This window comes from Bradyrhizobium sp. JHI2711 (genome assembly GCF_056156565.1).
Genome location: NZ_JBPZPT010000003.1, coordinates 1,012,285 through 1,027,731, shown reverse-complemented (window position 1 = coordinate 1,027,731; position 15,447 = coordinate 1,012,285). Strand labels below are relative to the sequence as shown.

Sequence of the window (15,447 nt, the reverse complement as noted above, 5' to 3'; positions counted from 1 at the left end):
CCCTGACCTGAAGGACGAATTGATGGCGAAGAACTTCGCATCCACCGGCGATCTCTCCGAGAAGAAGATCACCTTCTCCGAGATCGGCACCGATCTCTATGCCTTCACCGCCGAGGGCGATCCCAACACCGGCGTGATCGTCGGCGACGATGGCTGCCTCGTGTTCGACGCGCAGGCGACGCCGGCCATGGCGAACAAGGTGATCGAGCGGGTCCGCACGGTGACCGACAAGCCGATCAAATATGTCGTGCTGTCGCATTATCACGCCGTGCGCGTGCTGGGCGCCTCCGCCTATCACGCCCAAGGTATCGTCGCCTCGCAGGAGACTCATCGGCTGATTGCGGAGCGCGGCCAGCAGGATTGGGATTCCGAGTACGGCCGCTTTCCGCGCCTGTTCCAGGATGCGGAGAGCATTCCCGGCCTGACCTGGCCGACGCTGACCTTCGAAGGCGAGATGACGATCTATCTCGGCAAGCGCGAGGTGCGCCTGATGCAGCTCGGCGCCGGCCACACCTCGGGCGACATCGTCGGCTGGGTGCCGGATGCAGAGGTGATGTTCTCGGGCGACCTCATCGAATATCACTCGGCCTGTTATTGCGGCGATGCGCATTTGCGCGAATGGCCGATGACGCTAAACGAGATCCGCAACTTCAATCCAAAGGCGATCGCGCCGGGCCGCGGCGATGCGCTGAAGGGCACCGCCACGGTGCGCGAGGCCATCGCGATGACGCGCGACTTCGTCACCTCGCTCTATGGCGCGGCCGAAATCTCGGTCGCCAGGGGCCGCAGCTTAAAGGAATCGATGGCGGCGACGCGCGAGGTGATGGATCCGAAATTCTCGAGCTTTGCCATTTACGAGCACTGCCTGCCGTTCAACGTGTCGCGCGCCTACGACGAAGCATCCGGTATCGACGACCCCGTGATCTGGACCGACAAGCGCGACCAGGAAATGTGGGCCGCTTTGCAAGGAGGAGGATAGTCATGAACATCAATACCTCGCCTGATCAGATCATCCGCAGCTCGGCCCAGGTGACGCCGGGCTACATGTCCGGCTTCGGCAACTCTTTCGAGACCGAGGCGCTGCCGGGCGCGCTGCCGATCGGGCGCAACTCGCCGCAGCGCTGCGCCTACGGACTCTATGCCGAGCAGCTCTCGGGCTCGCCCTTCACCGCGCCGCGCGGCAGCAATGAGCGCTCCTGGCTCTACCGCATCCGCCCCTCAGTGAAGCATTCCGGCCGCTTCGAGAAGGTCGACGCCGGGCTGTGGCGTTCGGCGCCGTGCCATGAATACGACCTGCCGATCGCGCAGCTGCGCTGGGATCCGACGCCGCTGCCGAAGGAGGAGGTCACCTTCATTCAGGGCGTGCAGACCATGACGACGGCGGGGGATGTGAATACGCAGGCCGGCATGGCCGCGCATGTCTACCTCATCACCAAGTCGATGGTGGATCAGCATTTCTACGATGCCGACGGCGAGCTGATGTTCGTGCTCCAGCAGGGCAATCTGCGCCTCGTCACCGAGTTCGGCCGCATCGATGCCGAGCCCGGCGAGATCGTGGTGATCCCGCGCGGCGTCAAGTTCCGCGTCGAGATTCCGAACGGGCCGGCGCGCGGCTATCTCTGCGAAAATTACGGCGGCGCCTTCACGCTGCCGGAGCGCGGGCCGATCGGCGCCAATTGCCTCGCCAATGCGCGCGACTTCCTGACGCCGGTGGCAAACTACGAGGACAAGGACACGCCGACCGAGCTCTACGTGAAATGGGGCGGCTCGCTGTTTAAGACGGCCTTGCCGCATTCGCCGATCGATGTCGTCGCCTGGCACGGCAATTACGCGCCGTACAAGTATGATCTGCGCACCTTTTCGCCGGTCGGCGCGATCGGCTTCGACCATCCCGATCCCTCGATCTTCACGGTGCTGACCTCGCCCTCGGAGACCGCGGGCACCGCGAATATCGACTTCGTGATCTTCCCCGAGCGCTGGATGGTCGCCGAAAACACCTTCCGGCCGCCCTGGTATCACATGAACATCATGAGCGAGTTCATGGGCCTGATCTACGGCGTCTACGACGCCAAGCCGCAGGGCTTCGTCCCCGGCGGCATCTCCTTGCACAATTGCATGCTGCCGCACGGCCCCGACCGCGACGCCTTCGAGCACGCCAGCAACGGCGAATTGAAGCCGGTCAAGCTGACCGGCACCATGGCCTTCATGTTCGAGACCCGCTACCCGCAGCGCGTCACCGCGCATGCGGCGAAGTCCTCGACGCTGCAGGACGATTACGCCGATTGCTGGAACGGCCTGGAGAAACGCTTCGATCCGAACCGGCCGTAGTTTTCTTCACCCTCTCCCCTTGTGGGAGAGGGTGGCTCGTCGCGAAGCGACGAGACGGGTGAGGGGTCTCTCTCCGCGAGTGAACCTCTCACATTTGGATACGCGGATAGAACCCCTCATCGGGCGCTTCGCGCCACCTTCTCCCACAAGGGGAGAAGGAAGAAAGAACCGAGCCGAACGTGACAACGCACCCCAACGACCCCAGCCTCCGCTCCTTCATCGACGTCGATCCCGCCTCGGACTTCCCGATCCAGAACCTGCCTTACGGCGTGTTCTCGACCGCTTCCAATCCGACACCGCGGGTCGGCGTCGCGATCGGAAACTACGTGCTCGATCTCTGGGAGCTCGAGCAGGAGTCCCGGCTCGATGTCGGGCCGCTCGGCGTGTTCTCGGGTCCCTCGCTCAATCCCTTCATGGCGCTGGGCCCGAAGGTCTGGACCAGGACTCGCGCACGTATCAGCGAGCTCCTGCGTGCGGATCATCCGGAGCTGCGCGACAACGAGGAGCTGCGCAAGCAGGCTCTGGTGCCGATGCGCAATGCCAGACTGCATCTGCCCTTCGCCGTCTCCGGCTACACCGACTTCTATTCCTCCAAGGAGCACGCCACCAATGTCGGCGTCATGTTCCGCGGCAAGGACAATGCGCTGCAGCCGAACTGGCTGCACATGCCAATCGCCTATAACGGCCGCGCCTCGACCGTCGTGGTCTCCGGCACCAGGGTGAAGCGGCCGCGCGGGCAGCTGAAGCCGCCGAATGTGGAGCTGCCGAGCTTTGCGCCGTGCAAGCGGCTCGATTTCGAGCTGGAGATGGGTGTCGTCATCGGTCAGCCGTCGCCGATGGGCGGCATGCTGAGCGAGCAACAGGCCGAGGAGATGATCTTCGGCTTCGTGCTGCTCAACGACTGGAGCGCGCGCGATATCCAGCAATGGGAATATGTGCCGCTCGGTCCGTTCCTTGCAAAAGCGTTCGCGACCTCGATCAGCCCCTGGGTGGTGACGCGCGAGGCGCTGGAGCCGTTCCGCCTGAATGGGCCGGAGCAGCAGCCGGTGCCGCTCGATTATCTCAAGCAGACCAAGCCGCAGAACTACGATGTCGAGCTCGACGTCTCCTTGCGCGCTGCGGGTGCCAATGCGCCCGCCAGCATCAGCCGCACCAATTTCAAGTACATGTACTGGTCGTCGGTGCAGCAATTGATGCACCACGCCTCCTCGGGCTGCGCCATGAATGTCGGCGATCTCTTAGGGAGCGGCACCATCTCCGGCCCGGAGAAGAACCAGCGCGGCAGCCTGCTCGAGATCAGCTGGAACGGGACCGAGCCGGTCGAACTGCCCGGCGGCGCCAGGCGCTCGTTCCTGGAGGACGGCGACAGCCTCGTGATGCGCGGCTGGTGCCAGGGCAACGGCTATCGCGTCGGGTTCGGCGAGGTCGAAGGAACGATATTGGCGGCGGAGTAGCGGGCCAAATCACCGTTTCTCCGGCGGCACGTCGCGCACCCGCGCGCAATGCGCCGCGACATCCTCTAGGCTGTACTTCAGATGCACCCGCTTGTCCGACGGCGCCTGCCTGGCCGTGCACACGCCCGGCCGCCATTCCTGCGCCGGCCTGATCGGGCGCGGGGCGAGGCCGCCGCCGCAGTTCGGGCAGACATTGAACAGCTTGGTCTCGACGCAGTCCGCGCAGAACGTGCATTCATAGGAGCAGATCCGCGCATTGGTCGCGTCGGGCGGCAGGTCGCAATCGCAATATTCGCAGTTCGGTCGCAGCTGGAGCGCCATGTTGAATCTCCGCAACTGGAGCTGCGATCATCGCAGATCGCGTTGCCAGCGCGAATGCCATAGTTCCCTCGATTTCAGCCGGGCTTGATCTCCTTCAGCGGCAGCTTCGAGCTCTCCTTCAGCCTATCAAGCACGATCGAGGAGCGCACATGCGCCACGCTCTGGTGCGGCATCAGCACGTCATTGACGAGGTTGGACAGGCCCTTGAGATCGCGCAGCACGGCCTTGAGCACATAGTCGGCATCGCCCGTCAGCGAATACGCCTCCTGGATCTCATCGATCCGGTTCACCAGCGCGCGAAAACGCTTGGAATTGTCCGGCGAATGTGTCGCCAGTCCCACCTGGATGAAGGCGATCACGCCGAAGCCGAGCGCCTCGCTGGAGAGGTCGGCGTGGTAGCCCGCGATCACCTTCTCCTCCTCCAGCCGCATCCGCCGCCGCGAGCATTGCGAGGCTGACAGGCCCGCGAGCTCGGCGAGCTCCTGGTTGGTGAGGCGGCCATCGTCCTGGAGCGCGCCGAGAATCCTGAGGTCGAAGGCGTCAACAGAAATCATGCGTCTTTCATCCGTTTCATGCGCGGATCGTGCATAGAATAGCCAAAGCCCGTCTCGTTTGCACGCTCATTGCATGGCCCATGAAGGATAGTTCCCTGTCAGCAGCCATTCGGGAGAACACCATGGGACCGTTTCCGCACGATGCACCGCCGGCCACGATCACTGCCGACAACCCGATGGGCACCGACGGCTTCGAGTTCGTCGAATACGCCCATCCCAATCCGCAAGACTTGCACGCTTTGTTCAAGCTGATGGGCTATGCGCCGGTCGCGCGCCACAGAACCAAGAAGATCACGGTCTATCGCCAGGGCGACATCAACTATCTCGTCAACGAGGAGCCCGGCACGCACGGCTATGAGTTCGTCGCCGCCCACGGCCCTTGTGCGCCGTCCATGGCCTTTCGCGTCGTCGATGCCAAGGCGGCCTATGACCGCGCGATTGCGCTCGGCGCCGAGCCGGCCGATGTGTCGTCGGCGCAGAAGACGCTCGATGTGCCCGCGATCAAGGGCATCGGCGGCAGCCTGCTTTATCTGGTCGATCGTTACGGTGCCAAGGGCTCGGCCTATGACGCCGAGTTCGAATGGCTGGGCGCGCGCGATCCCAAGCCGCATGGCGCCGGCCTGTTCTATCTCGACCATCTCACCCACAACGTCCATCGCGGCCGCATGAATGTCTGGGCCGGGTTCTACGAGAAGCTGTTCAACTTCCGCCAGATCCGCTTCTTCGACATCGAGGGCCGCGCCTCCGGCTTGTTCTCGCGCGCGCTGACCAGCCCCGACGGCAAGATCCGCATTCCGATCAACGAGGACGCCGGCGAGTCCGGCCAGATCGAGGAATATCTGCAGACCTATCGCGGCGAGGGCATCCAGCACATCGCCTGCGGCTGCCGCGATATCTATCGCACCATCGAAGGTTTGCGCGATGCCGGCCTGCCGTTCATGCCGTCGCCGCCCGACACTTATTTCGAGAAGATCGATACGCGCCTGCCCAAGCACGGAGAGGATGTCGCCCGGCTCAAGAAGAACGGCATCCTGATCGACGGCGAGGGCGTGGTCGATGGCGGCCAGACCAAGGTGCTGCTGCAGATCTTCTCGGCCAACGCAATCGGCCCGATCTTCTTCGAGTTCATTCAGCGCAAGGGCGACGACGGTTTTGGCGAGGGCAATTTCAAGGCCCTGTTCGAATCGATCGAGGAGGACCAGATCCGGCGCGGCGTGTTGAAGGTGGGGGACGCGGCGTAGGACGTCAGCCGCGCTGCCGTAGGGCGGGCAAAGGCGCGTAGCGCCGTGCCCACCATCTCTCTGTGATCTCGCCCAAAGTGGTGGGCACGTTTCGCTTTGCCCACCTACGAGAGCGTGCCCGCTGGCTCTACCGCTGCCAGGCCTTCATCACCGCGCCGATCCCCGCCGCCTCCGGCTCGCGTGCCGCTGACGGCGTGCGCGAGAACCGTGGCGCGGGCGCCGGCTGCTTCACGCCGTGCCGCTCGATGAAGACGTTGCGGGCGACCATGTGCGGATGCTGTGTCGCCTCAGACATGGTCAGCACCGGCGCGAAGCAAATGTCAGTGCCTTCCATGATCTTGCACCAGTCCTCGCGCGTCTTGCTCTTGAACACGGCCTTCAGCTTCTCCTTCAGCGCTGGCCAGGCCTTGCGGTCCATCTGCGCGTCGAAATCGGCGTCGGTGAGGCCGGCGTGCTCGCGCAGCAGCGCGTAGAATTGCGGCTCGATCGAGCCGATCGAGACGAAGTGCCCGCAGGCGCATTCGTAGACGCCGTAGAAATGCGCGCCGCCGTCGAGGAAGTTCTGGTTGCGCTCCTCGGTCCAGCGTCCCATCGTGGTCATGTCGAAGAAGAACGACATCAGCGAGGCCGCGCCGTCGCACATCGCCGCGTCCACCACTTGGCCTTTGCCCGACTTCTGTGCTTCCAGCAGTGCGGCGAGCACGCCGACGACGAGATAGAGCGCACCGCCGCCGAAATCGCCGACCAAATTGAGCGGCGGCACCGGCGCTTCCTTCGTACCGATCGCGGCGAGCGCGCCGGTGATGGAGATGTAATTGATGTCGTGGCCGGCGGCGTTGGCGAGCGGGCCTTCCTGGCCCCAGCCGGTCATGCGGCCATAGACCAGCTTCGGGTTGCGTGCGAGCACGACGTCCGGCCCGAGGCCGAGCCGCTCCATCACACCGGGGCGAAAACCCTCGACCAGCGCGTCCGCGCTCGCGAGCAGATCCAATACTTGCGCGATCGCCGCCTTGTCCTTGAGGTCGAGCTCGATCACCTTGCGGCCGCGCCCGGCCACCGACTTCATGCTCTTCTTCGCGCCGACGCGGTCGAGCGTGACGACGTCGGCGCCCATGTCGGCCAGCATCATGCAGGCGAACGGACCGGGCCCGATGCCGGCGAATTCGACGATGCGGAAGCCCGAGAGCGGGCCGGAAGCGCGGACGGAGGAGGTGGGGGAGGGTTTGTCGAGCACGTTGTTGTTTCCTCGGGTCGCGGACGGATGCCGGCGATCGGCAATCGCCTCTGACGTTTCTTCTGTTGAGCGAGTTAATCGGCCGATTAACTTTTCTCGCCTTCACGCCAGCGAGGCAAGCGGTTTTCATGCCGCACGGCCAAAATAAAACGGCGCGCACCGAAGTGCGCGCCGCGGAAAATTTGCGTGGAGACGCTAAGTCGAACTGTCAGCGCGCAGCAGCGACCGCGCGTTGTGCCATCACCTTGATCAGATTGGCGCGATATTCCGCCGTGCCGTGGATGTCGGCCAGCAATCCGTTCGCCGAGATGCTGACGCTGTCGATCGCCGATGGCGACCAGTTCGCCTTCAGCGCCGCCTCGATCGCGCCCACCCGCATCACGCCGGTTTGCGAGGCGCCGGTGGCGGCGACCCGAACCTCGCCCGACTTGGCTTGCGCCACGAACACGCCGGTCAGCGCGAAGCGCGAGGCCGGATGCCGCATCTTCTCGTAGCCCGCCTTTGCCGGCACCGGGAATGACACGGCGGTGATGATCTCGCCGTCTTCGAGCGCCGTCGTGAACAGGCCCTGGAAGAAATCATCCGCCGCAATCGACCGCTTGTTGGTCTTCACGGTGGCGCCGAGCGCGAGCAGCGCCGCCGGGAAATCCGCAGCCGGATCGTTGTTGGCGATCGAGCCGCCGATCGTGCCGCGATAACGCACGGCGGGGTCGCCGAGCACCGAGGTGAGATAGGCGATCGCGGGGATCGCCTGCTTCACATCGGCATTCGTCATGATGTCGTAATAGGTCGTCGCGGCCTTGATGGTCAGAGTGTCGCCCGACAGCTCGACGCCCTGCAGCTCCTTGATCCTGCCGAGGTCGATGACGTCGGAGGGACCTGCGAGGCGCTGCTTCATCACCGGCAGCAGCGTCTGGCCGCCGGCGAGGAACTTCGACTCGCTGCCTTTGGCGAACAGGCTGGCGGCCTCGTCGACCGAGGAGGCGCGATGATAGGTGGTCTGGTACATCTTCGGTCCTCCCTTAAGCCGCGTGGATCGTGCGCCACACCCTGTCAGGGGTTGCGGGCATTTCCAGGTTGTTCTTGCCGATCGCATCCGTGATCGCGTTGATCACGGCCGCCGATGCGCCGATCGCGCCGGCCTCACCGCAACCCTTGATGCCCAAGGGATTGCCCGGGCAGAGCGTCGTGGTGTGGGACAGGTTGAACGACGGCACGTCGTCGGCGCGCGGCATGGCGTAATCCATGAACGAGGCCGTGACCGGCTGGCCGTTCGCATCATAGATCGCATGCTCGAGCAACGCCTGCCCGATCCCCTGTACAAGGCCGCCATGGACCTGGCCCTCGACGATCATCGGGTTGATCAGCCGACCGAAATCGTCGGCCGCGACGAAATTGACGAAGGAAGTCTTGCCGGTGCCGGGATCGACCTCGAGCTCGCAGATATAGGCGCCGGCCGGGAAGGTGAAGTTGGTCGGGTCGTAGAAGGCGCTCTCCTTCAAACCCGGCTCCATCCCGTCAGGCAGATTGTGCGCCGTATAGGCCGCGAGCGCGACCATCGGCAGGGCGATCGCCTTGTCGGTGCCTGTCACCTTGAACTCGCCGTTCTCGATGACGATGTCGGCCTCCGATGCCTCCAGCGCATGCGCGGCGATCTTCTTGGCCTTGGATTCCATCTTCTCCATCGCCTTCAGGATCGCGGTGAGGCCGACGGCCGCCGAGCGCGAGCCGTAGGTACCCATGCCGAACTGCACCTTGTCGGTATCGCCATGGACGATCGAGACCTGGCTGATCGGAACGCCCAGGCGCTCAGCGACGAGCTGGCAGAAGGTGGTCTCGTGACCCTGGCCGTGGCTGTGCGAGCCGGTGAGGATCTCGATGGTGCCAACCGGGTTGACGCGCACCTCGGCCGATTCCCACAAGCCGACGCCGGCGCCCAGGCTGCCGACCGCCTTCGACGGCGCGATGCCGCAGGCCTCGATGTAGCAGGACACGCCGATGCCGCGCAGCTTGCCGTCGGCCTTCGCCTTGGCCTTGCGGGCAGGGAAGCCGGCATAATCGATCGCTTTCATCGCCGCATCGAGGGAAGCGTTGAAGTCGCCGGTGTCGTAGGCCATGATCACAGGCGTCTGGTGCGGGAACTGGGTGATGAAGTTGGTCCGCCGCAACTGGGCCGGATCGACGTTCAGCTGCCGCGCCGCCGTTTCCATCAACCGCTCGATCAGATAGCTCGCCTCCGGCCGGCCCGCGCCGCGATAGGCGTCGACCGGCGTGGTGTTGGTGTAGACCCCGATCACCTCGGCATGGATCGCCGGGATGTTGTACTGGCCCGACAGCAGCGTCGCGTAGAGATAGGTCGGCACCGAGGACGAGAACAGCGACATGTAGGCGCCGAAATTGGCGTAGGTCTTCACCTTGAGGCCGATGATCTTGTTGTTGGCGTCGAAGGCCATCTCGGCATGGGTGATATGATCGCGGCCATGCGCGTCGGTGAGGAAGGCTTCGGTGCGGTCGCCGGTCCACTTGACGGGACGGCCGACTTTCTTCGAGGCCCACAGCGCCACCATCTCCTCGGGATAGATGAAGATCTTGGAGCCGAAGCCGCCGCCGACGTCGGGCGCGATCACGCGCAGCTTGTGCTCGGGGGCGATGTTGTAGAACGCCGAGAGCACGAGACGGGCGACGTGCGGGTTCTGCGACGTCGTATAGAGGGTGAAGTGCTCCTCCGCGGTGTCGTAATCGGCGATCGCCGCGCGCGGCTCCATCGCATTCGGCGCGAGGCGGTTGTTGGTGACGTCGAGCTTCACCACATTGGCGGCTTTCGAGAAGGCAGCATTCACCGCGCCCTCGTCGCCGATCACCCAATCATAGACCTGGTTGCCGGGCGCCTCAGGATGAAGCTGCGGCGCGCCGGGCTTGATGGCGGCGTGCATGTCGGCGACCGCGGGGAGCTCCTCGTAGTCGACCACGACGGCTTCCGCCGCGTCGCGCGCGAGATTCTTGCTGTCGGCGATCACGACGGCAATTGCCTGTCCGACGAAGCGCACCGTCTCCGGCGCCATCGCCGGCCATGCGCCCATCTTCATCGGGCTGCCGTCCTTGGAGGTGATGGCCCATCCGCAGATCAGGTTGCCGACCTTGTCGTCGACCAGCTCCTGTCCGGTGAGCACCGCGACCACGCCCGGCATCTTCAGCGCCGCGGACGAGTCGATCTTCTTGACCTTGGCGTGCGCGTGCGGGCTGCGGATGAAATAGGCATGGGTCATACCCGTCAATTTGATGTCGTCGACGTAACGGCCCTTGCCGGTAATGAAACGCTTGTCTTCCTTGCGCACGACGCGTGCGCCGATGCCTTCAACACCCATGTCTGGTCCTCCCGACCGGAAATTTCCTTGATCGCGCCGTCCATCGACGGCTGCGACGGTTGTTCTTGTTTCGAGGCGCGCCGCTTACTCGGCCGCCTGCGAGACCTTCATGCGGCCGGCGGCGTCCAGCACCGCCTTGACGATGTTGTGATAGCCGGTGCAGCGACAGATATTGCCTTCGAGCTCGGTGCGGACGGTCGCCTCGTCGAGCTGTCCACCATGGCGGTGCACGATGTCGATCGCCGACATGATCATGCCCGGCGTGCAATAGCCGCACTGCAGGCCATGATTGTCGCGGAAGGCGGCCTGCATCGGGTGCAGTTCGTCGCCCTTGGCGATGCCCTCGATCGTGGTGACGCTGGCGCCGTCGGCCTGCCCCGCCAGCATGGTGCAGGATTTCACCGCGCGGCCGTCCATGTGCACGACGCAGGCGCCGCACTGGCTGGTGTCGCAGCCGACATGGGTCCCGGTCAGGTTGAGGTGATCGCGCAGGAGCTGGACCAGCAGCGTGCGGTCCTCGACATCGACAGCAACGGCCTTGCCGTTGACCGTCAGTTTGACTGTAGACACTTGAAGTCCTCCCAAAGTTATTTTGATTGGTTCTAATTAGAGACAGCGCAAACGAAACTTTGCAACTGGGTTTTTGCTGACCGCGGTCATGGAAGGGTCATCGTGATGACGGTCGCCGATCTGCGATTCGGCCACAACGTCTCGTGCCGCCGCCATCACGTGCTGCGACATTGTGGGAGACACACGGAAAGTCGCAGCTAGCATCTGCAATGGCGTGCTCGGCTGCCGCCGCAATAGGCGCGTGAGCCGGTCGCGCGTGCCGTGGTCATCTCGCCGCTTGCCTTGGACCTAGGCCCGGTCGTGCGTCGTTCCTCCCTTTAATGCCGTGCTCGTTGCGCGAATAGGAGCATGCGCCCCCGCCTTTGTAATCGCGATCTTGGTAGTAGGACGAGACGACTTAAGCCATTGATTTTGCTTACGGCAATGCAGCGAAATCATGCCCCGGGGCGAGGCCGGCGGGCCAATCGCCGGGCCATGCGCGCCTAGTACTTCCTGGCGATTGAACGCAGCCGCCCGTGCCCCTAGTCGAGCCGTACAGGCAACGGCAACAAGGGTGGAAGCGATGCAGATGAACGACAGTCAGCGGATCCCGGCGTCGAAGGACACGGTGTGGGCTGCGCTCAACGATCCCGAAATTCTCAGGCGCTGCATTCCCGGCTGCCAATCGCTCGAGATGGCGTCGCCGACCGAGATGACGGCGACCGTGGTGCTGAAGGTCGGTCCGGTGAAGGCGGCGTTCAGCGGCAAGGTGAGGCTGACCGATATCGATGCGCCCAACGGCTATCGCATCGTCGGCGAGGGCGCCGGCGGCGTCGCCGGCTTTGCCAAGGGCGGCGCGAAGGTCAGGCTGGAAGAAGAAGCCCCTGATGTCACCATCCTGCACTACGAGGCCGATGCGCAGATCGGCGGCAAGCTCGCACAGCTCGGCTCGCGATTGATCGACTCGACGTCGCGAAAACTCGCCGCGAGCTTCTTCGAAAATCTCGCCGGCGTGGTAGCGCCATCATCGTGATTGATGCGCGATGCCGCCTTCATTCGAACGCGCATTTCAAGCTGCAAAACAAGGGCAGGACGCAAGGCGCGACAACAAGATGAGCGGCGAAAGCCGCCGATGATTTGCACTACTACCTTCCGCCTATACTAAGCGCGAAACGGCGATGCTGTAATTTCGAACGATGGCTCGCAGGCGAACTGCGCATCACGAGCGCAGTGCGCTCAGGCGCCCAACGAGGCGTGCACAACAACATCGCGGAGGGAATACATGACCTTTGGAACGAAGGGCTTCTTGGCCGGCATCTCCATGATTGCGATGCTCGCCGCCGTTACACCGGGCGTTCGCGCCAACGACTCGGTGCTCAACGCGCAATCCGATTCGAATCAATGGGCCGTTGCCGGCCACGATTACGGCAACACGCGCTTCAGCCCGCTCAAGCAGATCAACACCGAGAACGCCGGGAAGCTGACGCTCGCTTACTCCTTCTCGCTGGCGTCGTTGCGTTCGAACGAATCCTCGCCGATCGTCATCGGCAACACGCTGTACGTTTCGAGCTCGTGGGGTCCGAAATACGTCTATGCGCTCGATGCGGCGACGGGGCAGCGCAAATGGACCTGGGAGCCCGATATTCCCGAGGACGTGCTGCAATACGCCTGCTGCGACGTGAACAGCCGCGGCGTCTCCTACGCCGACGGCAAGATCTTCGTCGGCCGCCTCGACGGCAAGCTGACCGCGCTCGATGCCGCGACCGGCAAGTCGCTGTGGACGGCGAAGGTGGTCGACTACAAGCAGGGCTCGGTCATCACCTCGCCGCCGCTCGTCGTGCGCGACAAGGTCATCACCGGTTTCGGCGGCGGCGAATACGGCGTGCGCGGCGCGCTGCTGGCCTTCGACATCAACACCGGCAAGCAGGTGTGGCAGACCTACACCGTTCCTTCGCCGGACGAGCCCGGCGGCGATTCCTGGAAGGGCGACTCCGCCCAGCATGGCGGCGGCGCGGCCTGGCTGGTCGGCTCCTACGATCCGAAGACCGACACGGTCTATTGGGGCACCAGCAATCCCGCCCCGTGGAACACGGCGGTGCGTTCGACCGGCGACGGCAACTTCGGCAAGCTGACCAACCTCTACACGGCTTCGACGCTCGCGCTCGATCCCAACACCGGCAAGATCAAGTGGCACATCCAGACCACGCCGGCCGACGCGTGGGACTATGACGGCGTCAACGAAGCCGTGCTCGCGGATCTCAAGATCGGCGGCAGCACCGTTCCGACGCTGATGAAGGCCGACCGCAACGGCTTCTTCTTCGTCGCCAACCGTGAGACCGGCAAGGTGCTGTCGGCGGAGAAATACGTGTTCTCCAACTGGGCCAAGAAGTGGGACGTCGCCACGATGCGCGCGGTCGAGGATCCCGACAAGCGTCCCGGGCCGGGCCATCCCGCCAAGGACATCTGCCCGAACCTGATCGGCGGCAAGAACTGGCAACCGATGTCGTTCAATCCGCAGACCGGCCTCGTCTACATCCCGTCCAACAACGTCTGCATGGACTGGTCGGTCAGCGACGTCACTTACAAGCGCGGCGTGTTCTATCTCGGCGCCGAATTCCCGACCAAGGAAGGCCCCGGCGGCTTCCTCGGCGAGCTCGTCGCCTGGGATCCGGTCGCGCAGAAGAAGGTCTGGTCGATCAAGGAAGACCTGCCCTTCAACGGCGGCACGCTGACCACCGGCGGCGGCCTCGTGTTTGCCGGCAACATCCATGGCGACTTCCGTGCCATCGATGCGAAGTCCGGCAAGGTGCTGTGGAGCAAGAATCTCGGCTCCGGCATCGGCGCAGGTCCGGTGACCTATCAGGTCGACGGCAAGCAATATGTCGCCATCGTCGTCGGCCGCACCGCTGCGCTGCCTGCGTTCCTGGGCGAGGTAGGAAAGAAGATGACGGCCGCAGCCCCCGAGGGCGGCTCGCTCTTCGTGTTCTCCGTCCAGTGACAACTCGCGCGCGTATCCTCGAGGTGACGGGATACGCGCGCGCTTTCTCCGGATTTTAGCTGCGGCATCGGCCGATGCCTGGTGCCGCTGCGCCCGGCTCAACGAGCTCCGGCGCAACAAAGCCAACACCAAGGGAGACGAGGATGCGTCCGAATCATTCCGCCACCGGTGCGAGCCGACATCGCGCCATCGCAGGCCTGCTCGCATGTGCCGCCGCGGCGCTGATCGTTCCGGCCTCGCCGCTGCAGGCCAACGAGGCGCAACCGTTCCGTCTCTGCGCCGATCCGACCAACCTTCCATTCTCCAGCGACAGTTCGTCGAAGCCGGGCTTCTATGTCGAGATCGGGCAGGCCTTGGCGCAGGCGCTCGGCCGGCCGATCGCCTATGACTGGTACAAATCCTATTTCGGCAAGCGCACGGTGCGGGTCACGCTGCTCGGCAAGCAATGCGACGCCATGATCGGGCTGCCGCGGTCCGCAGATTTCATGGGCCCGGCCGTGATCTTCTCCGACGCCATCGCCAAAGAGGGCTATGCCCTCGTCGCCACCAAGGAATCTGCGAAGGGCGCGGCGATCGGCGGCATCGAGGGCCTCAAGGGCAAGCGCGTCGCCGTGCAGTTCGCCAGCACGCCGCAAAACCTGCTCGCGAGCCGCGACGACATCCAGAAAGTGACGGTGCTGTCGCCTGAGGAGGGCATGCAGGCGCTCGACCAGGGCCGGGCCGACGTCGCCTTCATCTGGGGCCCGGTCGCCGGCTGGCTGAACAAGACCAGCTACGGCGGCCGCTACCAGATCGAGCTCACCGAGGGCGAGGGCCTGTCATGGGACGCCGCCATCGGCTTTGCCAAGGCCTCGACCGAGTTGCGCGACCGCGTCAATGCCGTGCTGCCGCAGCTTCAGGGCAAGATCGGCGAGCTCGCCGTGAAATACGGTTTGCCGGGCGGCGCGCCGGTTCGCTTCGGCGCAGCGCCGACGCCAGCGCCGCTGACGACGGGCACGGGAAGCGGAGCCGGCGTCGTCCAGGTCGCCAATGTCGTGGCGACTGAGACCAAGGGCGATGCGGTCACGCCGGGCCTTGAGGCCGTCGGCGCGGGCAAGGAGATCTTCAACGGAACCTGCGCCCACTGCCACGGTCCCGATGCGATCCAGAGCGAGCGCAAGATCGATCTGCGGCTGCTGCGTCACCGCTACGGCGACGAGATGCGCGAGAAATATTTGACCACCGTGCAGGAGGGACGGCCGAACAAGGGCATGCCGGCCTGGAAGGAGGTCTATACCGAGGACCAGGTCAACAGCATCTATTCCTTCCTGCTGACGGTCCAGGTCGAATCGAACGATTGAACGGTCTTGACCGAACCCGATCGGGAGGATGTGGTAGCGTTCATCCGGCGCCATCCCGGTGCC

Annotated in this window: 13 protein-coding genes; 7 read left to right on the top strand and 6 right to left on the bottom strand. The window is 64.4% G+C overall.

Translation table 11 applies throughout. The features are described from left to right. The first annotated feature begins 22 nt into the window (after positions 1-22). The 3 genes from ACTEK7_RS27130 to fahA all read left to right on the top strand — a co-directional run bounded on the left by ACTEK7_RS27130 (position 23) and on the right by fahA (position 3,782). Entirely contained in the window at positions 23-979 is a 957-nt protein-coding gene (locus ACTEK7_RS27130) for an MBL fold metallo-hydrolase (RefSeq protein WP_225148635.1), read from the top strand. Between the two features lie 2 nt (positions 980-981). Next, positions 982-2,328: a homogentisate 1,2-dioxygenase gene (gene hmgA, locus ACTEK7_RS27125; protein ID WP_193760632.1), complete on the top strand. Its 1,347-nt coding sequence runs from the start codon at positions 982-984 to the stop codon at positions 2,326-2,328. A gap of 179 nt (positions 2,329-2,507) precedes the next feature. Beyond that, positions 2,508-3,782 carry a fumarylacetoacetase gene (gene fahA, locus ACTEK7_RS27120; RefSeq protein ID WP_225148636.1) on the top strand — a complete coding sequence of 425 codons (1,275 nt, stop codon included), beginning with the start codon at positions 2,508-2,510 and terminating at the stop codon, positions 3,780-3,782. A gap of 9 nt (positions 3,783-3,791) precedes the next feature. Here fahA and ACTEK7_RS27115 read toward each other — a convergent pair whose 3' ends face one another. Then, positions 3,792-4,103 (bottom strand): DUF1272 domain-containing protein, encoded by a 312-nt coding sequence (locus tag ACTEK7_RS27115; RefSeq protein ID WP_225148637.1) that lies wholly within the window; start codon positions 4,101-4,103, stop codon positions 3,792-3,794. A gap of 74 nt (positions 4,104-4,177) precedes the next feature. Beyond that, positions 4,178-4,657 (bottom strand): Lrp/AsnC family transcriptional regulator, encoded by a 480-nt coding sequence (locus ACTEK7_RS27110; RefSeq protein ID WP_036016121.1) that lies wholly within the window; start codon positions 4,655-4,657, stop codon positions 4,178-4,180. 122 nt (positions 4,658-4,779) lie between these two features. Here ACTEK7_RS27110 and hppD point away from each other — a divergent pair, with 122 nt between their 5' ends. Then, positions 4,780-5,898, top strand: a complete 1,119-nt coding sequence (gene hppD / locus ACTEK7_RS27105; protein WP_036016122.1) for a 4-hydroxyphenylpyruvate dioxygenase — start codon at positions 4,780-4,782, stop codon at positions 5,896-5,898. Positions 5,899-6,025: 127 nt separating this feature from the next. On the opposite strand, the gene ACTEK7_RS27100 is transcribed toward hppD, so the two are convergent. The 4 genes from ACTEK7_RS27100 to ACTEK7_RS27085 all read right to left on the bottom strand — a co-directional run bounded on the left by ACTEK7_RS27100 (position 6,026) and on the right by ACTEK7_RS27085 (position 11,067). Beyond that, positions 6,026-7,132: a CaiB/BaiF CoA transferase family protein gene (locus tag ACTEK7_RS27100; protein WP_225148638.1), complete on the bottom strand. Its 1,107-nt coding sequence runs from the start codon at positions 7,130-7,132 to the stop codon at positions 6,026-6,028. 208 nt (positions 7,133-7,340) lie between these two features. Continuing rightward, positions 7,341-8,141 (bottom strand): FAD binding domain-containing protein, encoded by an 801-nt coding sequence (locus ACTEK7_RS27095; protein ID WP_036031377.1) that lies wholly within the window; start codon positions 8,139-8,141, stop codon positions 7,341-7,343. Positions 8,142-8,154: 13 nt separating this feature from the next. After that, positions 8,155-10,497: a xanthine dehydrogenase family protein molybdopterin-binding subunit gene (locus ACTEK7_RS27090; RefSeq protein WP_036016129.1), complete on the bottom strand. Its 2,343-nt coding sequence runs from the start codon at positions 10,495-10,497 to the stop codon at positions 8,155-8,157. Positions 10,498-10,581: 84 nt separating this feature from the next. Further along, the gene (locus ACTEK7_RS27085) at positions 10,582-11,067 is read right to left on the bottom strand and encodes a (2Fe-2S)-binding protein (protein WP_036016131.1); all 486 of its coding nucleotides are present in this window, start codon (positions 11,065-11,067) and stop codon (positions 10,582-10,584) included. Between the two features lie 562 nt (positions 11,068-11,629). Between ACTEK7_RS27085 and ACTEK7_RS27080 the strand changes: the two genes are divergently transcribed. From ACTEK7_RS27080 to ACTEK7_RS27070, 3 genes are all read left to right on the top strand, one after another. Further along, positions 11,630-12,079 carry an SRPBCC family protein gene (locus ACTEK7_RS27080; protein WP_036031382.1) on the top strand — a complete coding sequence of 150 codons (450 nt, stop codon included), beginning with the start codon at positions 11,630-11,632 and terminating at the stop codon, positions 12,077-12,079. 249 nt (positions 12,080-12,328) lie between these two features. Beyond that, on the top strand, positions 12,329-14,044 hold the full coding sequence (locus ACTEK7_RS27075) for a PQQ-dependent methanol/ethanol family dehydrogenase (protein WP_063824126.1): 1,716 nt from the start codon (positions 12,329-12,331) through the stop codon (positions 14,042-14,044). A 143-nt stretch (positions 14,045-14,187) separates the two neighbouring features. Next, positions 14,188-15,384: a c-type cytochrome gene (locus tag ACTEK7_RS27070; RefSeq protein ID WP_225143298.1), complete on the top strand. Its 1,197-nt coding sequence runs from the start codon at positions 14,188-14,190 to the stop codon at positions 15,382-15,384. Positions 15,385-15,447: the final 63 nt, after the last annotated feature.